This window comes from Mesorhizobium sp. C399B, from assembly GCF_030323185.1.
In the GTDB taxonomy this organism is placed as follows: Bacteria; Pseudomonadota; Alphaproteobacteria; order Rhizobiales; family Rhizobiaceae; genus Mesorhizobium.
This window is the reverse complement of the sequence record NZ_CP100472.1, coordinates 580,018-601,337: the sequence shown is the minus strand read 5'-3', so window position 1 is coordinate 601,337 and position 21,320 is coordinate 580,018. Positions and strand designations below refer to the sequence as shown.

General features: G+C 62.0%; 20 protein-coding genes and 1 tRNA gene. 11 read left to right on the top strand and 10 right to left on the bottom strand.

The genetic code is table 11. The features are described from left to right. Positions 1-29 precede the first annotated feature (29 nt). From NLY36_RS02975 to NLY36_RS02960, 4 genes are all read left to right on the top strand, one after another. Positions 30-1,025 (top strand): SecDF P1 head subdomain-containing protein, encoded by a 996-nt coding sequence (locus tag NLY36_RS02975; RefSeq protein WP_023688225.1) that lies wholly within the window; start codon positions 30-32, stop codon positions 1,023-1,025. A gap of 217 nt (positions 1,026-1,242) precedes the next feature. Beyond that, positions 1,243-3,795: a protein translocase subunit SecDF gene (gene secDF / locus NLY36_RS02970; protein WP_023729954.1), complete on the top strand. Its 2,553-nt coding sequence runs from the start codon at positions 1,243-1,245 to the stop codon at positions 3,793-3,795. Between the two features lie 11 nt (positions 3,796-3,806). Beyond that, positions 3,807-4,196 carry an Mth938-like domain-containing protein gene (locus NLY36_RS02965; protein ID WP_023688226.1) on the top strand — a complete coding sequence of 130 codons (390 nt, stop codon included), beginning with the start codon at positions 3,807-3,809 and terminating at the stop codon, positions 4,194-4,196. A 25-nt stretch (positions 4,197-4,221) separates the two neighbouring features. Next, the gene (locus tag NLY36_RS02960) at positions 4,222-5,043 is read left to right on the top strand and encodes a phytoene/squalene synthase family protein (RefSeq protein ID WP_023735291.1); all 822 of its coding nucleotides are present in this window, start codon (positions 4,222-4,224) and stop codon (positions 5,041-5,043) included. A 36-nt stretch (positions 5,044-5,079) separates the two neighbouring features. Here NLY36_RS02960 and trmFO read toward each other — a convergent pair whose 3' ends face one another. The 3 genes from trmFO to NLY36_RS02945 form a co-directional block, all read right to left on the bottom strand. Beyond that, a complete protein-coding gene (gene trmFO, locus NLY36_RS02955) occupies positions 5,080-6,492 on the bottom strand; it encodes a methylenetetrahydrofolate--tRNA-(uracil(54)-C(5))-methyltransferase (FADH(2)-oxidizing) TrmFO (RefSeq protein WP_023710682.1) in 1,413 nt (470 codons plus the stop codon). A 516-nt stretch (positions 6,493-7,008) separates the two neighbouring features. After that, positions 7,009-7,152, bottom strand: coding sequence for a DUF1127 domain-containing protein (locus tag NLY36_RS02950; protein WP_023667673.1), 144 nt, complete (start codon positions 7,150-7,152; stop codon positions 7,009-7,011). A 51-nt stretch (positions 7,153-7,203) separates the two neighbouring features. Further along, on the bottom strand, positions 7,204-7,344 hold the full coding sequence (locus NLY36_RS02945) for a DUF1127 domain-containing protein (protein ID WP_006335194.1): 141 nt from the start codon (positions 7,342-7,344) through the stop codon (positions 7,204-7,206). 234 nt (positions 7,345-7,578) lie between these two features. Between NLY36_RS02945 and NLY36_RS02940 the strand changes: the two genes are divergently transcribed. From NLY36_RS02940 to NLY36_RS02930, 3 genes are all read left to right on the top strand, one after another. Then, positions 7,579-8,691, top strand: a complete 1,113-nt coding sequence (locus NLY36_RS02940) for a DUF2157 domain-containing protein (protein ID WP_023735292.1) — start codon at positions 7,579-7,581, stop codon at positions 8,689-8,691. Next, positions 8,688-9,269, top strand: coding sequence for a GDYXXLXY domain-containing protein (locus tag NLY36_RS02935; RefSeq protein ID WP_023697610.1), 582 nt, complete (start codon positions 8,688-8,690; stop codon positions 9,267-9,269). The genes NLY36_RS02940 and NLY36_RS02935 overlap by 4 nt, the downstream gene beginning before the upstream one ends. A 75-nt stretch (positions 9,270-9,344) precedes the next feature. Continuing rightward, positions 9,345-10,793: an aromatic amino acid lyase gene (locus tag NLY36_RS02930; RefSeq protein ID WP_023710679.1), complete on the top strand. Its 1,449-nt coding sequence runs from the start codon at positions 9,345-9,347 to the stop codon at positions 10,791-10,793. Positions 10,794-10,894: 101 nt separating this feature from the next. On the opposite strand, the gene NLY36_RS02925 is transcribed toward NLY36_RS02930, so the two are convergent. Beyond that, positions 10,895-10,979: transfer RNA gene (locus NLY36_RS02925), tRNA-Leu, on the bottom strand. Between the two features lie 352 nt (positions 10,980-11,331). On the opposite strand from NLY36_RS02925, the gene tig reads away from it, so the two are divergent. From tig to NLY36_RS02905, 4 genes are all read left to right on the top strand, one after another. Further along, positions 11,332-12,807: a trigger factor gene (tig, locus tag NLY36_RS02920; protein WP_023697608.1), complete on the top strand. Its 1,476-nt coding sequence runs from the start codon at positions 11,332-11,334 to the stop codon at positions 12,805-12,807. Between the two features lie 260 nt (positions 12,808-13,067). After that, positions 13,068-13,448: a c-type cytochrome gene (locus NLY36_RS02915; protein ID WP_023667668.1), complete on the top strand. Its 381-nt coding sequence runs from the start codon at positions 13,068-13,070 to the stop codon at positions 13,446-13,448. A gap of 152 nt (positions 13,449-13,600) precedes the next feature. Continuing rightward, positions 13,601-14,533 carry a heme o synthase gene (locus tag NLY36_RS02910; RefSeq protein ID WP_023695472.1) on the top strand — a complete coding sequence of 311 codons (933 nt, stop codon included), beginning with the start codon at positions 13,601-13,603 and terminating at the stop codon, positions 14,531-14,533. Between the two features lie 179 nt (positions 14,534-14,712). After that, complete coding sequence (locus NLY36_RS02905) at positions 14,713-15,534, top strand: DUF2189 domain-containing protein (RefSeq protein WP_023735293.1); 822 nt, start codon at positions 14,713-14,715, stop codon at positions 15,532-15,534. 62 nt (positions 15,535-15,596) lie between these two features. Here NLY36_RS02905 and NLY36_RS02900 read toward each other — a convergent pair whose 3' ends face one another. The 6 genes from NLY36_RS02900 to NLY36_RS02875 all read right to left on the bottom strand — a co-directional run bounded on the left by NLY36_RS02900 (position 15,597) and on the right by NLY36_RS02875 (position 21,273). After that, complete coding sequence (locus tag NLY36_RS02900) at positions 15,597-15,995, bottom strand: cytochrome C oxidase subunit IV family protein (RefSeq protein WP_023667665.1); 399 nt, start codon at positions 15,993-15,995, stop codon at positions 15,597-15,599. A gap of 9 nt (positions 15,996-16,004) precedes the next feature. Then, on the bottom strand, positions 16,005-16,727 hold the full coding sequence (locus NLY36_RS02895) for a heme-copper oxidase subunit III family protein (protein WP_023667664.1): 723 nt from the start codon (positions 16,725-16,727) through the stop codon (positions 16,005-16,007). Between the two features lie 13 nt (positions 16,728-16,740). Then, positions 16,741-17,445, bottom strand: coding sequence for a cytochrome c oxidase subunit 3 (locus tag NLY36_RS02890; protein ID WP_023735294.1), 705 nt, complete (start codon positions 17,443-17,445; stop codon positions 16,741-16,743). After that, positions 17,442-19,211 carry a cytochrome c oxidase subunit I gene (ctaD, locus tag NLY36_RS02885; protein ID WP_023681631.1) on the bottom strand — a complete coding sequence of 590 codons (1,770 nt, stop codon included), beginning with the start codon at positions 19,209-19,211 and terminating at the stop codon, positions 17,442-17,444. Before ctaD ends, NLY36_RS02890 begins: the two co-directional genes overlap by 4 nt. 22 nt (positions 19,212-19,233) lie before the next feature. Then, positions 19,234-20,118 carry a cytochrome c oxidase subunit II gene (locus NLY36_RS02880; RefSeq protein WP_023695470.1) on the bottom strand — a complete coding sequence of 295 codons (885 nt, stop codon included), beginning with the start codon at positions 20,116-20,118 and terminating at the stop codon, positions 19,234-19,236. Between the two features lie 228 nt (positions 20,119-20,346). Next, positions 20,347-21,273 carry a DMT family transporter gene (locus tag NLY36_RS02875; RefSeq protein WP_023667660.1) on the bottom strand — a complete coding sequence of 309 codons (927 nt, stop codon included), beginning with the start codon at positions 21,271-21,273 and terminating at the stop codon, positions 20,347-20,349. Between the last annotated feature and the right edge of the window lie 47 nt (positions 21,274-21,320).

Genomic DNA, 21,320 nt, shown 5'->3' with positions numbered 1-21,320 from the left:
GCGGGCAGAGCTCTGACAAAAGACGGCGTATGGTCCATTTTTCGCGCCTGAAAATGATCCTGATCTGGCTTGCTATGGCCACAATGCTCGTCGACGCGCCCAGTCTTCACGCTGCCGGCGCGGACGTGCTGCTTCGATTGGACGCGACCGATGTGATCGATCGCCGGTTGGAGGCGACGCGTGACGAAATCAGGACGCTGCTGCGCGATGCAAGGATCGGCTATACTGGTCTTGCTAAGTCGGGTCGGGCCGTTCAGGTGCATATCACCGACGCCGCTCAGGTCGGCGCGGCCAAGATGGCATTGGAGGCGGTGACTGATCCTGTCCTTGGCAGCGCTGGTCCGGTCCAGGAAGTGATCCTGGATGATACCGGAGCAGCGTTGCTCAAGTTCACGGTAACAGACACAGGTATCAAGTATCGGATGTCGATCGCGCTTGCGCAGTCGATCGTGGTCATTAAGAATCGCCTGCGTGATCTTGGTGTAGCCGACCCAGTAGTGCGGCCAGAGGGCGAAGACGGTATGCTGGTCCGGACCTCGGGCGTTGCGGATTTGCAAAGGCTGAGGAGAATTCTCACCCGAACCGGAATGCTGACTTTTCAGTGGGTTGATGAGTCGATGCCGGTCGCTGATGCGATCAATGGCCGGACGCCCGCTGGCTCGGTGGTGGTTTATTCGAAGGACGATCCACCGGTTCCCTATCTGGTTGAGAGCCGAACGATCGTTTCCAGTGACGACATTGTCAATGCTCAGGCGACTCCCAACTCCGTCACAAATGAGCCGGCGGTTTCGTTCACCTTCGATTCCAGGGCAACGGCACGCGTTGCGCAGGCGACCTCGCAGAATGTCGGCAAGCTATTTGCGATGATCCTCGACAACCAAGTGCTTTCGGTGCCAGTCGTCCGCGAGCCAATTCTTAACGGCCGCGGCCAGATATCGGGCAACCTTACAAAGGAGAACGCCGATGATCTGGCCTTGCTTTTGCGTTCCGGACCGATGCCTGCACAATTGAAAATAGTCGAGTAGCGCACGATAGCGCCCGGCGGTGATCAGAATTAGAATGGAACCGACAGAGGCGATTGACGCCGAAACCGCTGCCGGCGGCAGCGCCAAATTGACCTCAGCGCGCTCGACAATCGGCGAAGTGCGGGTTAAGGGCGAGCCGGTGGCAAATAAGAACGCCAAGAAATAACCGAATTGTCGGCGGAACGATCCGCCAGTACGCCCTGACGGACAACGCCATATGCTGTATTTTTCGCGCCTGAAGATGATCCTGATCTGGATCGCCGTGGCCGTCACATTCATCCTTGCCGCGCCAAATCTCTTCCCGGCCAGCACATTGGCGCAATTGCCCAACTGGGTGCCGAAGCGGCAGATGACGCTTGGTCTCGATCTGCAGGGCGGTTCGCACATCCTCTTGCAGATGGACCAGAATGATCTCGTCAAGGCGCAGCTGGAAACGACGCGCGACGAGATCCGCACGCTGCTGCGCGATGCCAAGGTGGGCTATACCGGCCTTGGCGGCACCGGCAGGACCGTGCAGGTGCGCATCACCGATCCAACCCAGATCGATGCCGCTAAGACGGCGCTTAAGCCGCTGACCGATCCGGTCGCCGCCGGCCTGTTCACCGGTGGCTCCATCCAGGAAATGTCCCTGGATGATTCCGAAGCCGGGCTGCTCAAATTCACCGTCACCGACGCCGGCATCAAATACCGCACCTCAGCCGCATTGGCGCAGTCGATCGAAGTCGTCGAGCGTCGCGTCAACGAACTCGGCACCACCGAGCCGATCGTGCAGCGGCAGGGCGACGACCGTGTGCTCGTCCAGGTGCCGGGCCTGCAGGATCCGCAAAGGCTGAAGGAGATCATCGGCCAGACCGCCAAGATGACCTTCCAGATGGTCGATACCTCGATGTCGGTGCAGGATGCGCTGAACGGCCGCCCGCCGGCAGGCTCCTCGGTGCTTTATTCGCAGGACGATCCGCCGGTTCCGTATCTGGTGGAAAATCGCGTCATCGTGTCCGGTGAAGATCTTGCCAAGGCGACGGCAACCTATGATTCCCGAAACAACGAGCCGGTGGTTTCGTTCGTCTTCAACTCGCGCGGTGCGACACGATTCGGCCAGGCGACGCAGCAGAATGTCGGCAAGCCGTTCGCCATCATCCTCGACAATCAGGTGATTTCGGCGCCGGTGATCCGCGAACCGATCCTCGGCGGCAGCGGCCAGATCTCAGGCAATTTCACCGCCGAAAGCGCCAACGACCTCGCCGTGCTGCTGCGCGCCGGCGCGCTGCCGGCAAAGCTGACCGTGATCGAAGAACGCACCGTCGGCCCGGGCCTCGGCCAGGATTCGATCCATGCCGGCAAGGTCGCCGGCATCATCGGCTCCATTCTCGTCGTCGCCTTCATGTTCGTCGCCTACGGACTTCTCGGCTTCCTCGCCAACATTGCGCTCGCCGTGCACGTGGCGATGATCGTCGGGGTCTTGTCGCTGCTTGGCGCGACACTGACCTTGCCCGGCATTGCCGGTATCGTGCTGACCATCGGCATGGCGGTCGATTCCAACGTGCTGATCTATGAGCGTATCCGCGAGGAGCGACGGGCCGGCCGTTCGGTCATCCAGTCGATCGACACAGGCTTCACCAAGGCGTTGGCGACCATCGTGGATTCCAACGTGACGTCGCTGATTGCCACGGTCGTGCTGTTCTATCTCGGCACCGGACCGGTCAAGGGCTTCGCCATCACCTATGCCATCGGCATTTTGACCACGGTGTTCACCGCCTTCACCTTCACCCGTCTGCTGGTGTCGATCTGGCTGCGCCGTGCGCGTCCGAAGGAATTGCCGCGTGCGCCGGTGACCTTCGTTCCGGCCGGCACGAAAATCCCGTTCATGGGCATCCGCCGCTGGACGTTCGCACTGTCCAGCCTGCTGTCGATCGCGTCGGTTATCGGATTCCTGACCATCGACATCAACTACGGCATCGACTTCAAGGGCGGCTCGATCATCGAGGTGCAGTCCAAGCAAGGCGACGCCGATATTGGCGATATCAGAAGCCGGCTGTCGGAGCTCAATATCGGTGAAGTGCAGGTCCAGCAATTCGGCGCGCCGAATGACGTGCTGATCCGCGTTGGCACCCAGGATGGCGGTGAGAACGCCGAGCAGACCGTCATCGACAAGGTGCGCGGCGAGCTGCAGGACAATTACGATTTCCGCCGCGTCGAGGTGGTGGGCCCGACGGTTTCGGGCGAGCTGGCCAAGCAAGGCACGATCGCCATGATCATCGCGCTGATCGGCATCCTGGTCTATGTCTGGTTCCGCTTCGAATGGCAGTTCGCGGTCGGCGCGATCGTGGCGACGGTGCACGATGTGGTGATGACGCTGGGCTTCTTCGTCATCACCGGGCTCGAATTCAACCAGTCTTCGCTGGCTGCGATCCTGACCATTATCGGCTATTCGCTCAATGACACGATCGTCGTCTATGACCGTGTTCGAGAAGATTTGCGAAAATACAAGCGAATGCCGCTCCCGCAATTGTTGAACAACGCCATCAACGAGACGCTTTCGAGAACGACGCTGACTTCGGTGACGACCATCCTGGCGCTGCTGGCGCTGGTGTTGTTCGGCGGCGAGGTGATCCGCTCGTTCACCATGGCGATGCTGTTCGGCGTCGTCTTCGGCACCTATTCGTCGATCTTCATCGCAGCGCCCTTGCTGATCCTGTTCAGGCTCAGGCCGCAGGGAGCGAGCGCCGATGAGGAGAAGCCGGTTGGTGGCGGCAAGGCCATGGCGACCTGACGGCCGCGCTGGTGGCAAAAGGCATCGTCATTCGCGAGGCGCATTTCCCCGGACGGGCGCCGATCGAAGCCTACGGCAATGGCGGCTTCCGCTTCGCCGACATGTCGCATCGCGGCTCGCTTCTGTGCCTGCCCTCCGGCATCCACGGCTGGGAGCCGGCCGATCCGCTGGCCCTGACGGCGGCGGATTTCGACCTGCTGCTGGCCGAGGCCGGCAAGGTCGAGATCCTGCTGGTCGGCACAGGCAAGGATTTGCGGCCCTTGCCGACAGCACTTCGGGCGGCGCTGAAAGCGGCTGGCATTGGCTCCGACCCGATGTCGACGGGGGCAGCGGTGCGGACCTACAATGTTCTGCTTGCCGAAGACCGCGCCGTGGCCGCGGCGCTGATCGCCGTCGACTGACGTGACCGATACAGCTGACATCGTCATGGAGACGGTGCGCGCCGGCGACCATGACCGCTATGTCAGCGCACTCTATGCACCGGCCGACAAGCGCGCGGCGCTGTTTTCGCTTTACGCCTTCAATGCCGAGATTGCGTCTGTCCGAGACCGCATCCACGAGGCATTGCCGGGCGAAGTGAGGCTGCAATGGTGGCGCGATGTCATCGCTGCTGAAGCCGCAGCCACAGGCAACCCGCTCGCCGATGCGCTGAAGGCGACGATTTCTGCCCATGGCCTGCCCAAAACTGCCTTCGACAACATGCTCGAGGCGCGCATCTTCGACCTCTATGACGATCCGATGCCGTCGCGCACCGACCTCGAGGGATATTGCGGCGAGACGGCGGCGGCGCTGATCCAGCTGGCGGCGATGGTGCTCGATCCCAATGAGGCGCCGCCCTTTGCCGAACTGGCGGGCAGGGCCGGCTGCGCCCAGGCGATGACCGGCCTGTTGCTGCTGTTGCCGCTGCATCGCCGGCGCGGGCAATGCTTCGTGCCGGCGGATATCCTTGCCGCGGTAGGCTCATCGCCGGAAGAGTTCGTCGGCGGCGACGGCGGCCCCGGCGCTCAGCGCGCGGTGGCTGCGATGATTGCATTGGCGCAGGAGCATCTCCGCGCTTTCGAGCAAGGGGCGTCCGCACTTCCGCAAACGCTGCGTCCGGCGTTCCTGCCGCTGGCGCTGACCAGCGCCTATCTCGGCAAGATGGCGAGTGGTCGTCGCTCGCCGCTTGGCGGCGCAGCCCGGCTTTCGGCTCTGCGTCGGCATTGGCTGTTGCTCAGGCGCGCAACGCGGGGATGGACAGCGAGTTAACGTAGACGTCAATCGCGTTAGGACTCTGAGACTTGGCTATTCAGCAGCTTCCGCTGTTTGCGCCGGCAGCCCTAGCCACTCCCGACAATCTGCCCGCGCGCGTGAGGTGATCGCGTGGCGCTTGGCCACCGTCTTGTCCTTGCCGCGCAGGCGTTTGCCTTCGGTCTTCGGTGCTTCCACCGGCGGGAAAAGGCCGAAATTGACGTTCATCGGCTGGAACGAGCGTTTGCCCGGCTCGTCGTCGGAGACGATGTGGCCGCCGGTGATGTGGTTGAGCAGGGCGCCGAAGGCGGTGGTGAGCGGCGGCAGCGACGGCGCGTGGCCGAGACGCTCGGCGGCGGCGAAGCGGCCGGCGAGCAGGCCGATCGCCGCGCTCTCGACATAGCCCTCGCAGCCGGTGATCTGGCCGGCAAAGCGCAGGCCGGGCCGCGACTTCAGCTGCAGGGAAGCGTCGAGCAAGGTCGGCGAGTTGATGTAGGTGTTGCGGTGCAGGCCGCCGAGGCGCGCGAAGTCGGCGTTTTCCAGGCCCGGAATGGTGCGGAACACGCGCACCTGCTCGGCATGCTTCAGCTTGGTCTGGAAACCGACCATGTTGTAGAGCGTGCCCAGCGCATTGTCCTGACGCAGTTGCACCACGGCATAGGCTTTGACCGTCGGGTTGTGCTCATTGGTCAGCCCCATCGGCTTCATCGGTCCGTAGCGAAGCGTCTCGACACCGCGCTCGGCCATGATCTCGATCGGCAGGCAGCCGTCGAAATAGGGCGTGCCTTCCCACTGCTTGAATTCGGTCTTGTGGCCGTCGACCAGCGCCTGTACGAAGGCGAGATACTGGTCCTTGTCCATCGGGCAATTGATGTAATCCTTGCCGGTGCCGCCGGGCCCAACCTTGTCGTAGCGCGACTGGAACCAGCAGGTGTCCATGTCGATCGTGTCGAAATGGATGATCGGGGCAATCGCGTCGAAGAAGGCCAGTGCGTCGGCGCCGGTCGCCTCGGCGATCGACTGGGCGAGCGAAGGTGCGGTCAGCGGGCCGGTGGCGATGATCGCCTGGTCCCATTCCGGTGGCGGCAGGCCCGGCACTTCCTCGCGCTCGATGGTGATCAGCGGGTGCGCTTCGAGCCTTTTCGTCACCGCGTCGGAGAAGCCGTCGCGATCGACGGCCAGCGCGCCGCCGGCCGGCACCTGGTTGGCGTCGCCGGCGCTCATGATCAGCGAGCCGGCCAGTCGCATTTCGGCATGCAGCAGGCCGACGGCATTGTTCTCGGCATCGTCGGAGCGGAAGGAATTGGAACAGACGAGTTCGGCCAGCCCATCGGTCTTGTGCGCATCGGTGCCGCGCACCGGGCGCATCTCATGCAAAATGACGGGAACGCCGGCTTGTGCTGCCTGCCATGCGGCTTCGGAGCCGGCGAGGCCGCCGCCGACGATGTGGATAGGATTTTTGCTCATGAGCGCCGGAATAATCGCTTGGCGCGCCGTTTGCAATTGGCCGGTGCGAGCGTGGGTCATTGTCGTGCAACGACGGAGCTCGACTTTCTTATGTCCGCAGCGACGGTCTGATGGCGGCGTAAAGCGCCTCGATCGACTGCATGCGCAATTGAAAAGCCTGCCCAAAAACAACAACACCCGCCGCGGGAGGAGGTGCGGCGGGTGTCGTTTTTGGGGCCGATCCTCGGGAGGAGGTGGGGATCGGCCGTATTCGCCATCGCCGGGGAGGAGGTCGGCTTTGACGAAATTCTTTTCGCCGGATCGAGGGAGGCGAAATCCCTGGAAGACGAACTGCGTTCACTTTGAAGACGAACTAGCGTTCGCTTCGGAAAGACGAACTGCGTTCGCTTTGGAAACAGCGCCCGCCGCGGGAGGAGGTGCGGCGGGCGCCGTTTTGGTGGTCAACCCTCGGGAGGAGGTGAAGGCTGACCGTATCCGTCAGGGTCGGGGAGGAGGTCGACCCTGGCGAAATTCTGGTTAGATCGTCGCCCTGCGGGCGATGATCTTGATCTCGTCGCGGACGATGCCGAGATCATGGAGCTGACGGTTCGAAAGGCGACCCAGCTCGGTAACGGTGTCGCGGTAAACGCGCCAGTTACGATAGTTGCGGATCAGGTTCATTGTCGTTCTCTTTTTCAAAACTGGTTCGGACCATTTGCGATCCGAAGAGGATTAGACCGCCTTGCGGGCGACGTAGTGGATGTCGCTGCGGCTGATGCCGAGGTCGGTCAGTTCACGGTTCGACAGGCGGCTCAGCTCGGAGACGGTGTCCCGGTAGCGGCGCCAGTTGCGGTAGTTGCGGATCAGGTTCATGGTAGTGCTCGTTTCGTCTTTCTTCGGATCATTCCGTTTGTGTACGAACAGTAAATAGGCTGGGTTATATCGATTTAAAAGTGCTGTTGGCGCATGGCAGCAATGCAAATTGTGCAATGCAACATTAACGCGCATTCACGCTTCGTCATGAAGAAACCCGAATCGGAAAATGACGTTGCGTCAACGATTTGAGCGGATCGGCTGTCAGAAAGACCAATCTGGGGGAGAAGCGGCATGGCGAGCTATTCGTCGCGGGCGAGGGCCGATATCGGGCGGTGGCTGCAGGCTGGCCTGATCGACGCGAAGACGGCCGATGCGCTTAAGCGCGACATCGACTCAAACGAGCGCAAATCGCTGAGCTTCGGCACTATATTGGCCATGATGGCGGCGCTGCTGTTCGGCGCCGCGATCCTGCTCTTCGTCGCCGCCAACTGGGACGCCATCCCGCGGCTGGTGCGGGTTGCGGCACTGTTTGCCGTCATTCTCGCCGGCTATGTCGGCGGCGCGGTGTTGAAGATGCGCGACCATGCGGCGATCGGCGAGGCGCTGTGGATCGTGGCCGCCGCGGCCTTCGGCGGATCGATCGCGCTGATCGGCCAGATGTACCATCTCACGGGTGACGAAGCCTCGGCCATCGTCACCTGGGGCATCGGCACGGCATTTGCCGCGGTGGCGTTGCGCTCGAACCCGCTGACGGTCGCTGCCGTCGGCATATCCGTTGCCTGGCTGTTCGTGCGCGCATTCGACTTTTATGACCGCCCCGTATTTCCGGATTTCTTCGTTATCATGGCGCCGGTGCTTTTTGTCGTCTCGTTGTGGACGCGCAGCCAGCCGGCACGCCACCTGATCATTCTCTCGGTCATTTTCTATATCGCGGTGCGCGGCCTGGACCAGAACACGCTCGCCCTGGCTATTCCTCTCGTCGTGGTGTCGGCGCTGCTGTTTGCGGTTTCGATCTTCGCCGCCGGGCCGGCCGACCGGACCTTGCAGCTCGGCGGGCGGCTGCCTTTGCACGCCTTGATCGGCTTTCTCACCGGGCTGGCGATGATGCAGATCGAACTGGGCGATGACAACGCCTTCAGCAACGGCTTTGCCATTGCGTCGGTCATCGCACTGGCCGGCATTGCCGCGGCGATCATGCTGGGCGGGCGCGAGAGCAGGGGGCTGCGCTGGGTTGCCTATGCCGGCTTTGCCTTCGAACTTGCCATTATCTACGTCGTGACCTTGCAGACGATGCTCGGCACGGCCGGCTTCTTCCTGGCTGCCGCGGTGCTTTTCGGCACCCTGGCTCTCGTCATCATCCGGGTGGAAAAACGCATGAAGGCCCCGGAAGGAGCGGCAGCATGATGTCGGGAAAGAAACTTGTCATCTCGGCGCTGGTCCTGGCGCTCGTCCAGATCGGCTTCCTGAGCTGGATCATCGCCGGCCGCGCGGCGATCCTGCGCAACGGCAAGGAGGTCTTGCTGAAAGTCGAGCCGGTCGATCCGCGCGATCTGCTGCGCGGCGACTATATTATCCTCGGCTATGAAATATCGCGCTTGCCGGTGAAGCTGATCGCCAACATCCCGGCCGGCCAGCTCGTGAGCGAGAACACGCCGATCGTGGTCCGGCTGAAGCCGGGTGCCGACGGCTATTGGCATGCGACCACGGCCTGGTTCGGCAAGGCTCCGACGCCGGCGACCGCCGACGAAGCCGATATTGTCGGCCAGGTCGCGCCGGGCTGGACGCTTGATCCTGAATCCACGATCGCACCGCAATACGGCATCGACCGCTTCTACCTACCTGAGGGCCAGGGCATGGCGATCCAGAACGACATGCGGGTGCGGCCATTCGGCGTGCGCATCGCGCTCGCCGCCAGTGGCCAGGCACAGATCAAGGCGCTGATGGACGGCGACAAGACATTGTTTGAGGAACCGCTCTACTAGAAGACATTACCCAGGGCATGGATTTCGGCAACGATCGATCGCTTCGCCCTCATGCAAACCAGACGGGCGAAGACAATGCCGATTACGGTGACGACGCGCGAAGATATCAATCTCGATGCCGTTTTGCGCGTCGCCTGGAGAAACGACACGGTCGAAATCGGCGACAAGGCCTTGCAACGCATTGCCGAATGCCGCGCGTCGTTCCTGAAACTCATTGAGTCCGATCCGCCGCCGGTCATCTACGGCGTCACCACCGCGATGGGCGAGCTGGCAAGCCGCAAGCTCGAACTTGACGAGCGCGACCGCCATGCGCGCATCAAGGCTTTTGCTGCCGCCACATCGTTCGGTGAGCCATTGCCTGAGCGCGTCGTAAGGGCGATCGTGTTGGCGCGGCTGACCAACTTTATCGAAGGCAATGCCGCGACCACGCCGCGCATCGCACGGGCGGTCGCGGCGATGCTCGACGGCGGCCCGATGCCGGTGGTGCCGTCGCAAGGGCAGGGTGGCGCCGGCGAGATCCTGGCGCTCTATCCGCTGTTTGCTGCGCTTACCGCCAGCCTTGAGCTTGAGGTGAAGGAGCGCGGTTCGCTGATCAACGGCTCGCCCTGCGCGGCGGCACTGGTGGCGGACGCAGCACTTGCCGCGCGTCGTCGCCTCGCCATGGCGCACAAGGTGTTCGCGCTGTCGATCGAAGCGTTTCGTGCGCCGCTCGAGCATTATGATGCAGCGCTCGACGGGCTCTGGGGCGACGAACACGAAGCGGCCGCCTTGCAAGGGTTGCGGCAGTTTCTGGTCGGCGCAGGGGATGGACGGCGCAATTATCAGGCGCCGGTCAGCTACCGGATCGTGCCGCGTGTGCTCGGCCATGCGCATCGGGCGCTGGCCGGCGCCGAGCAGGCGGCGACCGTATCGCTGGCCTCGATCTCGGACAATCCGGTCTATATCCCGCCCGACGCGGCGCACCCGCTGGGGCGCTGCATCTCGACCGGCGGCTATCACAATGCCATGGCGACGCCGGCGCTCGACGATCTGGCGGCGATCTGGGCCGATCTCTGCCTGCTCTGCGACCGCCACGCCTCAAAGCTGCTGAACGGCAAGGTGTCGCTGCTGCCCGACCTGTTGATGACCGGGCGGCATTGGGCCGACAGCGACGGGCACGGCAATGTCGGCTATGTGCCGATGGCGATCACCGGCTATCTCGAACAGGCCAAACTCGCGGCGCAGCGCACCTTCATTCCGGGCACCGAATCGGCCGGCGCCGGCCAGGACGACGTCGCCACCACCGCATTCTTCGCCTGGACCAAGGAAGCGACGGCCGGCCGCTGCCTCGATGCGGCAATGGCGATGCTGGCGATGATCGCCTCGCAGGCCCTGTACGTGACTGAACGCGCCGCGCCGCCGGCATTGCAGGATTTTGTCGCGGATATCAGGAAGATCGTGCCGCCGGTCGACGCCGACCGGGTGCTGGGGCCGGAGCTGGCGAAATTGGCGGAGTGGTTTACCGGTCAAGTGTTTGAAGTGTAGGCCGTCGCCGCCAGTCCTCCTACGCCACGGCTTCGGAGGACACCCTTCGCTTTATCAAGCTCCTGGGTGGCCTGCCACCCGAAGCTCGATAGAGCGAAGGGTGGTGCGGATGAAGGGACTCGAACCCCCACGCCTTTCGGCACTGGAACCTAAATCCAGGGCGTCTACCAGTTCCGCCACATCCGCATTTGTCGGCAATCCCATGTAGCCATCATTCTGTCAATGTCGGGGCGAAAATGTCTGCCGTTGGGGCGGTCATTCGCTGCAACGCGAAGATGGTTGAAAATTGGCCTCGCCTGTGACAAAAGGCGTGTCAAATGTGACGGGACGCGCCGATCCGCTTCTGCAGAATGTGATAAGAAGTAGGAAAAACAAGAACTTATTCACATCTTGGAACGCAGTTTGGAACAATTTGAGCCGTAATTTCGGTCAAATCGCCAGGTTCCGTACCAAAAGCCATTCCCGGCAAGATTGTACCGGCAGGCTGTGAACGGCAAGACGCCGTGGCAGCCTCTTTGGTGAAGATAAAGGTTTTACGATGCAGGTCACCGAAACGCTCAACTCCGGTCTCAAGCGCGAGATCAAGATCACCGTGCCGGCCGGTGATATGGAAGCCAAGCTGATGGCGCGGCTGTCCGACGCCAGGAACAAGGTCCGCATCAACGGCTTCCGTCCCGGCAAGGTGCCTGTGCAGCATTTGCGCAAGGTCTACGGCAAGTCGTTCATGGCCGAAGTGGTCAATGAGATCCTCAACGATTCGACCCGTTCGATCATCACGGGGCGCGGCGAAAAGGCCGCCATGCAACCTGAAGTGATCATGACGGAAGATGAGAAAGAGGCCGAGAAGATCCTGGCCGGCGGCGCCGACTTCGAATTCCGCCTCAACTACGAGGTCATCCCGGCGATCGAGATCAAGGATTTCTCCGACATCAAGGTGACGCGCCAGGTATTCGAAGTGCCGGACAGCGAGATCGACGAGCAGGTCCAGCGCGTTGCCGAATCGGCGCGCAGCTTCGAGCCGAAGACCGGCAAGGCCGCCGAAGGCGACCGCGTTTTGATCGACTATCTCGGGAAGATCGACGGCGAGGCCTTTTCCGGCGGCGCCGGCACCGACCAGCCGCTGGTTCTGGGTTCCAAGGAATTCATCCCGGGCTTCGAGGACCAGCTGATCGGCGCCAAGGCCGGCGACGAGAAGCAGGTCACGGTCACTTTCCCGGAAAACTACCAGGCAGCGCATCTGGCCGGCAAGGAAGCCACCTTCGACGTCACCGTCAAGGAAGTGTCCAAGCCCGGCGCGCTGGAAATCAACGACGAGATGGCCAAGAACCTCGGCCTGGAATCGCTGGAGCGCCTGCGCGACGTGGTGCGCGGCCAGATCGAGAACCAGTTCGGTTCGATGACCCGCCAGAAGGTCAAGCGCCAGCTGCTCGACCAGCTTGACGCGGCCTATTCGTTCGAGGCGCCGTCGAAGCTCGTCGATGCCGAGTTCAACAACATCTGGACCCAGGTCAACCGCGATCTCGAAGCCGCCGGCCGTACCTTCGCCGACGAGGAGACGACGGAAGAAGAGGCACGCGCCGAATATCTGCGGCTTGCCGAGCGCCGCGTGCGTCTCGGCCTGGTTTTGGCCGAGATCGGCGAGAAGGCCGGCGTCACCGTTTCCGACGAGGAACTGCAGCGCGGCCTGTTCGAGCAGGTGCGCCGCTACCCGGCCAACCAGCAGCAGGAAGCCTTCGAGTTCTATCGCAGCAATCCGGAAGCCCTGAACACGCTGCGCGCGCCGATGTTCGAGGAGAAGGTCGTCGACCATCTGCTCAGCCAGATCTCGGTCACCGACGTCAAGGTCAGCAAGGAAGAGCTGATGGCTGACGACGAAGAGGGCGATACCGCCAAGGCCAAGCCGGCGAAGAAGGCCGCTGCCAAGAAGGCCGACAAGGCTGAAAAGGCCGACGACGCGGAAGAGCCGAAGAAGAAGGCAGCCCCGAAGAAGAAGGCCGCCAAGGACGCCGAATAAGCGTCTGACGACAAGATCAGAAAAGGCCGCCCTCGAGGCGGCCTTTTTCGTTGTGGCGGATGTGCCTTGAGCCACCGCAGCCCACCTGAACCTTTGTACGGTCGACCTGTTCTACCTACCGGCCAGATTCTGTGGTACACAGGTGGCGCAATTCCATCTGGGGAGGAGCGGAGAATCTATTCTGCCGTGCAGGGCGCATGCTGGTGCTACCGGCATGTGCAGACCGTCTGAGGAAAATTTGACGATCAGGGAGGAATGCCATGCGCTTGGTTGCGTTTTTCGCCGTCGTTTCCGTTGCAACTTTCATCGCCAATCCATCGCGGGCACAGGACGCCGCGGCGGGCGAGAAGGTCTTCACCAAATGCAAGGTCTGCCACGTCGCAGACCAAGACACCAACAAGATAGGCCCTTCGTTGCATGGCGTTATCGGCCGGACGGCCGGTACGCATCCGGATTTTAAATATTCCGAAGCCATGATCGCGGCCGGCACATCCGGCGTCAAATGGGATGAGCCGACACTGACGACGTATCTTCACGACCCCAAGGCAATGGTCAAAGGGACGAAGATGGCGTTTCCCGGCCTCAAGAAGGACGAGGACGTCGCCAACGTCATCGCCTATCTGAAGCAATTTTCCCCGTAACCTGGCTCTTCGGCCGGCCAGAGCGTTTCACCGTTTCACGGAAACGGCGATCCGCTCGATCTCTTTGTTCTTACGCAATTCCGGGCGGAAAACCCCATACACTTTCCTGGAATTGCTCTAGGCTGCCCGGTTTCCATCGATGGTCGTCTCAAATGTCGGTCAAGGAAAGCCTCAAGGATACCGGCGTCCGCCTCTCGGAAGCGACGGCCAGTGATTTCTTTGCGCTCTTGAAGCCTCGGGTCATGGCCCTTGCCGTGTTTACCGCCTTCGTCGGTCTGATGGTGGCGCCCGGCGCGATGAACCCGGTCATCGCCGTGATCGCCATAGGTGCGATTGCGGTTGGAGCGGGAGCGGCCGGCGCGCTCAACATGTGGTACGACGCCGACATCGACGCGCTGATGTCGCGCACGTCAAAGCGGCCGGTTCCGTCGGGCCGCGTCACGGCCGGCGAAGCCCTCGGCTTCGGCCTGGTGCTTTCCGCACTTTCGGTCATGACGCTCGGCGTGCTGGTGGGCTGGCTTGCCGCGTCACTGCTGGCATTCACCATCTTTTTCTACGTCGTCATCTATACGATGTGGCTGAAGCGCTCGACACCGCAGAACATCGTCATCGGCGGCGCGGCGGGTGCCCTTCCTCCGATGATCGGCTGGGCGGCGGCCACCGGCGCCATCGGCATTGAAAGCCTCATCCTGTTCCTGATCATTTTCCTGTGGACGCCGCCGCATTTCTGGGCGCTCGCACTGTTCAAGGCCGGCGACTATGCCGCTGCCGGCATCCCGATGATGCCGAACGTGGCCGGCCAGGCCTCGACCAGAAGGCAGATCTTCGCCTATTCACTGCTCCTGGCACCGATCGGAGTGCTGCCCTGGGCGTTCGGATTTACGAGCGGGGTCTATGGGATTGTTTCGGCTGCGTTGGGCGCGGGTTTCATCTGGCATGCCTGGAACGTCCTGGTCATCCTCGACAAGGAGATGAAACCGGCCAAGGCGCTGTTTGCCTATTCGATCTTCTATCTTTTCGCGATCTTTGCGGTGCTGCTTGCCGATACCATCGCGATGCGCGCGTTCATGTCAGCCGGAGGGTGACGGCATGACGCTGTGTTCGGAAACCTCGCCTTCCGGGAGCCTTTTGTAAGAACGGGCGACAAGCTCCAGTCAATGGAGTATATTGATTGCGGTGCAGGTCGCGGTTCGCGTGGCCAGTCATGCAGAACGGCAGCACCGTGAAACCGCGACCTTGCCGGACCTGGTCTGGAGGAACGGGCATGACAAGTTTTCACGTGATTGCAGGCGCCAGCGAAACGCTGGAACACACCAAAATCCGAAAAATCAGTGTTTCCGATCTTTTCGATGCGCTCAAGCGCGGTGTTGACGATTTTATGGTCAAACCGTCGCACATCGTCTTTCTCTGCCTGGTCTATCCGCTTGTCGGCGTGGTGCTCGCTGCCTGGACTTCGGGCGCCAATGCGTTGCCGATGTTGTTTCCGCTGGTGTCCGGCTTTGCGCTGATAGGCCCATTCGCGGCGATCGGCCTCTATGAGATCAGCCGCAGACGAGAAGCCGGGCTCGACACCTCCTGGACGCACGCTTTCGAGGTCAGGAATTCTCCGGCCCTGCCAGCCATCGCCGCAGTCGGGATCATGCTGGTTGCAATCTTCATCGCCTGGCTTTTGGCGGCGCAGGTGTTCTACGAATATCTCTTCGGCCCGGCTCCGCCTGTATCGATTTCGGGCTTCATCAATGAAATATTTGCCACCGGACGCGGCTGGTCTCTGATTGTCCTGGGGCACGCCATCGGCTTCGTCTTCGCCGCGGTGGTGTTGTGCACGACGGTTGTCGCCTTCCCATTGCTGCTCGACCGCGACGTCGGCGCCTACGAAGCCATCCACACATCGGTGCGAGCGGTGCTGGCGAACCCGATCCCCATGGCTGTCTGGGGACTGATTGTCGCCGTCGCCCTGATCATAGGCTCGCTGCCGGTGTTTGCCGGGCTGGCGGTCGTGCTGCCGATCCTGGGTCACGCCACCTGGCATGTCTACCGCAAGGTTGTGGAGCCGCCATCGTCCCCGACGCGGGTCGGCCTCTGACCCTGCAGATCAGCTGATGGGAAGCTTCATCTCCGGTCTTTGACCGGAGATGAAGCTGTGCGTCAGGGCCCCGGTCCGAAGAAGGACAACCGGGTGAGAAGCGTGTAGTCCGCTTCGAAGAGCATCATCGCCACGAACACCAATATCAGAAGCGGCGGCAGGATGATCGCATAGGTCAGGGCCAGCCGCTCCCAGGCCATGTGCATGAACACGGCGACGATCAGCCCGGCCTTGAGGATCATGAAGATCAGGATCAGAGACCATCTGAGATAGCCGTGGATGCCGAGATAATCGACCATGTAGGAGCAGGCGCTGAGGATGAACAGCCATGCCCAGACCACCAGATAGAGCTTGATCGGATGTTCCTGATGAACCTCCGCGACGCCGGTCGATGGCCCTTCATGCGCATGATCAGAGTGCAGCGCGTGTTGCCCTAGGCCGTTTGCGGTTGCTTCAGCCATGTCAGCCTCTCACCAAAGATAGAAGAATGCGAAAATGAACACCCAGACCAGGTCGACGAAATGCCAGTAGAGCCCCATGATTTCGACGTTCTCGTAGCGACCCCTGCGGCTGGTGAAGAAGCCGGGACGACCGACGTCGTAGTCTCCACGCCAGACCTTTCGCGCCACGATGATGAGGAAGATCACCCCGATCGTCACATGCGTGCCGTGGAAGCCGGTGATCATGAAGAAAGTCGAGCCGAATTGTGCCGCGCCCCAGGGATTGCCCCACGGCCGTACCCCTTCGGTGATCAACTTGGTCCATTCGAAGGCTTGCATGCCGACGAAGGTGGCTCCTAGCGCTGCCGTCAGAAGCATGAGGATTGCGGTTTTGCGGCGGTCGCGGCGATAGCCGAAATTGACCGCCATGGCCATCGTTCCGCTGCTCGATATCAGCACGAAGGTCATGATGGCAATCAGGATCAGTGGAATGTCCGAACCGCCGATGCGAAGCGCAAAGACCTCGCTCGGATTGGGCCACGGCACACGTGTGGAGACGCGCGCGGTCATGTAGGAGAGCAGGAAGCAGCCGAAGATGAAGGTGTCGCTGAGCAGGAAGATCCACATCATGGCCTTGCCCCAGGACACGTTCTTGAACGCGCGCTGATCCGAGGACCAGTCGGCGGCGATGCCTTGCCAGCCTGCGGGCCGCGTCTCCGTTTGGCCGGTATGCGTCAGTGTCGTTTCTGCCATGCTCCTCGACCTCCTAGGTCAGCAACTGCCGGCAAATATCGATGAACGTCGCGGCCCAGCCGGCTAAAAGAGCGAAGATGGCGAGCCAGACGAAAAGCAGGAAATGCCAGTACATGGCGCATAATTCGACGCTGAGGCAAAGCCGTTCCGGCCGTGCCCCGTTCCAGGCGCCGGCGGTTGTCCTGCCCAGGCCCACCAGCCCTCCCACTATATGCAGGCCGTGCATCCCGGTTATCAGGTAGAAAAAACTGTTGGCCGGATTGGAGGCCAGAAAATAGCCATCGGCGGTCAGGTCCCGCCATGCCATGAACTGCCCGATGAGGAAGGCGATCGCGGTGAGCCCAGCCGCGGCAAGGCCGAGCCTGACCGTGTCCATCTGGCGCTTGCGCGCCGCGATCGAGGCGCATTGCAGCGCAACGCTGCTCAGCACCAGCATGCCGGTGTTGAGCCAGAGCAGGCGTGGGATGGGCAGCGGCTGCCAGTCCGACAGCGCCATACGCATGAAGTAGGCGCTGGTGAACAGCGCAAACAGGCAGCCGACCACGGCGAGGAAGACACCGAGGCCAATCTTGGCGGTCGGCAGGCTCGATCGGTCGAAGGCGACAAAATCTCCTGCCACACCTTGCTCGAGCCATGGTTTCGCCATCAGCCGCTGATGCGAGAGCCACCAGCCGGCAAAGCCGGCGATCACGAGAAGGAAGACCAGGATGACGCTCATGCCGGCTCCCTGGAGGGGCCGAACGTGCCCGGCATGTTTTGCGGAATGAAGTCCTCCTTGGCGCCCGGCACGCTGTAGTCATAGGCCCAGCGATAGACGATCGGCAGATCCTTGCCGAAATTGCCATGCGCCGGTGGCGTCTGCGGCGTTTGCCATTCGAGTGTCGTGGCTCGCCATGGATTGCCACCGGCCTCGCGCCCATGGCGGATGCTCCAGATAAGATTGAACAGGAAAACGATCTGGGCGAAGCCGACGATAAACGCCATGATGCTGATGAACGAGTTCAGGTGATGCGCCGACTCCGTCATGACCGTCACGTCGGTCAGTTCGGCATAGCGCCGCGGCACGCCCATCAGGCCGATGTAATGCATGGGAAAGAAGATCAGGTAGGCGCCGAGAAATGTGACCCAGAAATGGAACCGGCCGAGCGTCTCGTTCAGCATCCGGCCGGTGACCTTCGGGTACCAGTGGTAGATCGCGCCGAAGATGACGACGATCGGAGCAACACCCATGACCATATGGAAGTGAGCGACGACGAACATCGTGTCCGACAGCGGGACGTCGACGACGACGTTGCCGAGAAACAGCCCGGTCAACCCGCCATTGACGAAGGTGACGATGAAAGCCATGGCAAACAGCATCGGTATGGTGAGATGGATGTCGCCCCGCCACAGCGTCAGCACCCAATTGTAGACCTTGATCGCCGTCGGGATGGCGATGATCAGTGTCGTGGTGGCGAAGAAGAAGCCGAAATAGGGGTGCATGCCGCTGACATACATGTGGTGCGCCCAGACCACGAAGCTCAGCGCGCCGATGCCAACGATGGCCCAGACCATCATCCGGTAGCCAAAAATGTTCTTGCGCGCATGCGTGCTGATCAGATCGGAGACGATGCCGAAGGCCGGCAGCGCCACGATGTAGACTTCCGGGTGGCCGAAGAACCAGAACAGATGCTGGAACAGGATCGGGCTGCCGCCATTGTGCTGTAGCTGTTCCCCCATCTCGACGACCGCGGGCATGAAAAAGGAGGTTCCAAGCGCGCGGTCAAGCAGCATCATCACGCAGGCGACGAACAGCGCCGGAAAGGCGAGCAGCGCCATGACGGTGGCGGTGAAGATGCCCCAGACGGTCAGCGGCAGGCGCATCATCGTCATGCCGCGCGTGCGGGCCTGCAGCACTGTCACGACATAGTTCAGACCGCCCATGGTGAAGCCGATGATGAACAGGATCAGCGAGACGAGCATCAGGATGATGCCCCATTCCTGGCCGCCAGGTGTACCGGTCATGATGGCTTGCGGCGGATAGAGCGTCCACCCGGCGCCGGTCGGTCCGCCGGGCGCAAAGAAGCTCGACACCAGCACCAGCACGGCAAGGAGGTAGATCCAGTAGCTCAGCATGTTGACATAGGGAAAGACCATGTCGCGGGCGCCGACCATCAGCGGGATCAGGTAGTTGCCGAAGCCGCCGAGGAAGAGTGCCGTGAGCAGGTAGATCACCATGATCATGCCGTGCATGGTGATGAACTGGTAGTAGGCCTCGGGGGTGATGAAATCGAACGTGCCGGGGAAGCCGAGCTGCAGCCGCATCAGCCAGGACAGCACCAGCGCGACCAGGCCGATGGCCGTTGCGGTCGCCGAATACTGGATGGCGATGACCTTGGCGTCCTGCGAGAAGACATACTTCGTCCACCAGCTGTGCGGATGGTAAAGCTCCATTTCCGCGACTTCGGCGGGCGGGACGGCATCTGCAGGCGTGATATCGACCATAGGCGGAGCACCTCCGTGCCCTTCAGCGGGACCCGACAGTTTCGAGTTTTGCCGCAACTTCTAGAGCTGACGCCGTCGCGTTGCCCGGCGCCTGTTCCACCGAGCTCGTCTGCTGCGGCGCCGACAACTGCGCGAACGTCTGCTGCTGGTCGAGCCAGGCCACATAGTCCTGCTCGGTATCGACCATGACGATGCCATGCATCATCGGGTGCCCCTGGCCGCACAGTTCGGCGCACAGAACCTGGAAGGTCCCGGTCTTGGTGGGGGTGAACCAGAAATAGGTGACCGAGCCCGGTATCATGTCCATCTTGGCGCGGAATTCCGGAACGTAGAAATCGTGCAACACATCGATCGAGCGCAGCAGCATCTTGACCGGCTTGCCGACCGGCAGATGCAGGTCGGCCGCTTCGACCACGACGTCGTCCTGGCCGCTGGGATCCTTGGCGATCACGCCCAGCGGATTTTCAGCGGTGACGTCGCGGGTGTCGGATGTGCCGAGTTTGCCGTCCTTGCCGGGCAAGCGGAAACTCCACTGCCATTGCTGGCCGACGACTTCGACCACGGTTGCGTCGCTTGGAACATTGACGAACCGGCTCCAGACAAACAGGCCGGGAACCAGCATGGCGGTAACACCCACTCCGGTGACGATCGTCAGCCACCATTCGAGCCGCTTGTTCTCCGGTTCGTAGGCCGCCTGGTTGCCTTCGCGGTGACGGAAGCGGAAGACGCAATAGGCCATGAATAGGACGACCGCGGCGAAGACGACGCCGGTGATCCAAAAGGTGATGATGATGGTGTTGTCGATATAGTCCCAATTCGAGGCAATCGGAGTCCACCACCATGGGCTCAGGAAGTGGAACAACACCGAGCCCACGACGATCAAAACGAGTACAACCACTATGGGCATGTCCCGTTCCTCCCGGTATTTCAGGGGGCGCGAAGCCGTCCCGGGAAAATACCAAGTGCATCATGCGTGATTTGCGATCGAAATTCTAGAGCCGGTTGTGGAAGGAGCGAAAAATTGCTTCTGCGGCGCCCGGACCTTGCTTCGTTGGTGACGCCGGAGCGACACCTGACCCCCCAAATCAGGGAGGGCAGGGGCTGGCTTGATTCGGCTTGCCTTGTTCCAGCGGGATCAAAGCGCCTTGATGATGATGCAGCCGGCCAAAAGCAGCACGACGCCGGCGAGCCGCATGCCGGAGACAAGCCGCTGCGGCAGGCGGAACCAGCCGAAGGTGTCGACGAAGATGCCGGCGACCTGCTGGCCGGCCACCGTCAGGCTGACGGCAGCTGCCGCTCCGATGACGGGGATGGCGGTGAACACGGTCGTGACATAGGTGGCGCCGGCAAAACCTCCGAGCCAGCCCCACCAGGGCATCGACGACAGGCCGGCGAGGCGAGGGCGGGGCGTCTTCGTCAGGGCAAGCGCGATCAGAAGCACCGCGGCCATGGCCAGCATCGCCACCAGGAACGAGATGGTGCCGACCGCAAACGGCGCGCCGCCAAGGTCGTGCCGAAGCAAGGCGTTTACAGCGCCTTGCACCGGAAGCACGGCGCCTGCCAGCAGCGCCAGTCCGATCCACCCTGGTCTTGAGGATGCGGTATTGTCGGCCGCGCCCTTCTGTCCCAGAACGATGAGGGCAGCCCCGGCAAGCAAGACGAGCATGCCGAAGGCAGGCCCGGCTCGCAGTCCGGCTTCGGGGATCCCGAGCCAGCCGAACGTGTCGAGGGCGAAGGATGCAAGCATCTGCCCAGCGATGAAGAGCCCGACGGATACGACGGCGCCAAGGCGAGGGAACAGAAGAATGGTCGAAACAACGTAGAAGGCCGAAGCCATGCCGCCGATCGCATGCCACCATTCGGCTTGCCGAACGGCAAGCAGAGCCGGTGTCGTTCCGGTGAGGGCCGTGATCGACAACAGCACGATGGCGCCGACCGCGAGCTGAAGCGTGGTCGCGGCAAAGGGTGAGCCGACCGCCTTTGAAAGTTGGGCATTGGCGCCGGCTTGCACCGCAAGCAGGCCACCGGCGACAAGCGCCAGAGGGACGAAGAGGATTTCCACGATCGTATTCCTTGAATGCGGGGTGCGGCGGCTAGGGCATGATCCCA

Excerpts from the sequence above, each read along its gene's own strand:
- NLY36_RS02975 (WP_023688225.1), top strand. The coding sequence starts at position 30 with ATGGTCCATTTTTCGCGCCTGAAAATGATCCTGATCTGGCTTGCTATG.
- secDF (WP_023729954.1), top strand. The coding sequence starts at position 1,243 with ATGCTGTATTTTTCGCGCCTGAAGATGATCCTGATCTGGATCGCCGTG.
- NLY36_RS02960 (WP_023735291.1), top strand. The coding sequence starts at position 4,222 with ATGGAGACGGTGCGCGCCGGCGACCATGACCGCTATGTCAGCGCACTC.
- trmFO (WP_023710682.1), bottom strand. The coding sequence starts at position 6,492 with ATGAGCAAAAATCCTATCCACATCGTCGGCGGCGGCCTCGCCGGCTCC.
- NLY36_RS02950 (WP_023667673.1), bottom strand. The coding sequence starts at position 7,152 with ATGAACCTGATCCGCAACTATCGTAACTGGCGCGTTTACCGCGACACC.
- NLY36_RS02945 (WP_006335194.1), bottom strand. The coding sequence starts at position 7,344 with ATGAACCTGATCCGCAACTACCGCAACTGGCGCCGCTACCGGGACACC.
- NLY36_RS02940 (WP_023735292.1), top strand. The coding sequence starts at position 7,579 with ATGGCGAGCTATTCGTCGCGGGCGAGGGCCGATATCGGGCGGTGGCTG.
- NLY36_RS02935 (WP_023697610.1), top strand. The coding sequence starts at position 8,688 with ATGATGTCGGGAAAGAAACTTGTCATCTCGGCGCTGGTCCTGGCGCTC.
- NLY36_RS02930 (WP_023710679.1), top strand. The coding sequence starts at position 9,345 with ATGCCGATTACGGTGACGACGCGCGAAGATATCAATCTCGATGCCGTT.
- tig (WP_023697608.1), top strand. The coding sequence starts at position 11,332 with ATGCAGGTCACCGAAACGCTCAACTCCGGTCTCAAGCGCGAGATCAAG.
- NLY36_RS02915 (WP_023667668.1), top strand. The coding sequence starts at position 13,068 with ATGCGCTTGGTTGCGTTTTTCGCCGTCGTTTCCGTTGCAACTTTCATC.
- NLY36_RS02910 (WP_023695472.1), top strand. The coding sequence starts at position 13,601 with ATGTCGGTCAAGGAAAGCCTCAAGGATACCGGCGTCCGCCTCTCGGAA.
- NLY36_RS02905 (WP_023735293.1), top strand. The coding sequence starts at position 14,713 with ATGACAAGTTTTCACGTGATTGCAGGCGCCAGCGAAACGCTGGAACAC.
- NLY36_RS02900 (WP_023667665.1), bottom strand. The coding sequence starts at position 15,995 with ATGGCTGAAGCAACCGCAAACGGCCTAGGGCAACACGCGCTGCACTCT.
- NLY36_RS02895 (WP_023667664.1), bottom strand. The coding sequence starts at position 16,727 with ATGGCAGAAACGACACTGACGCATACCGGCCAAACGGAGACGCGGCCC.
- NLY36_RS02890 (WP_023735294.1), bottom strand. The coding sequence starts at position 17,445 with ATGAGCGTCATCCTGGTCTTCCTTCTCGTGATCGCCGGCTTTGCCGGC.
- ctaD (WP_023681631.1), bottom strand. The coding sequence starts at position 19,211 with ATGGTCGATATCACGCCTGCAGATGCCGTCCCGCCCGCCGAAGTCGCG.
- NLY36_RS02880 (WP_023695470.1), bottom strand. The coding sequence starts at position 20,118 with ATGCCCATAGTGGTTGTACTCGTTTTGATCGTCGTGGGCTCGGTGTTG.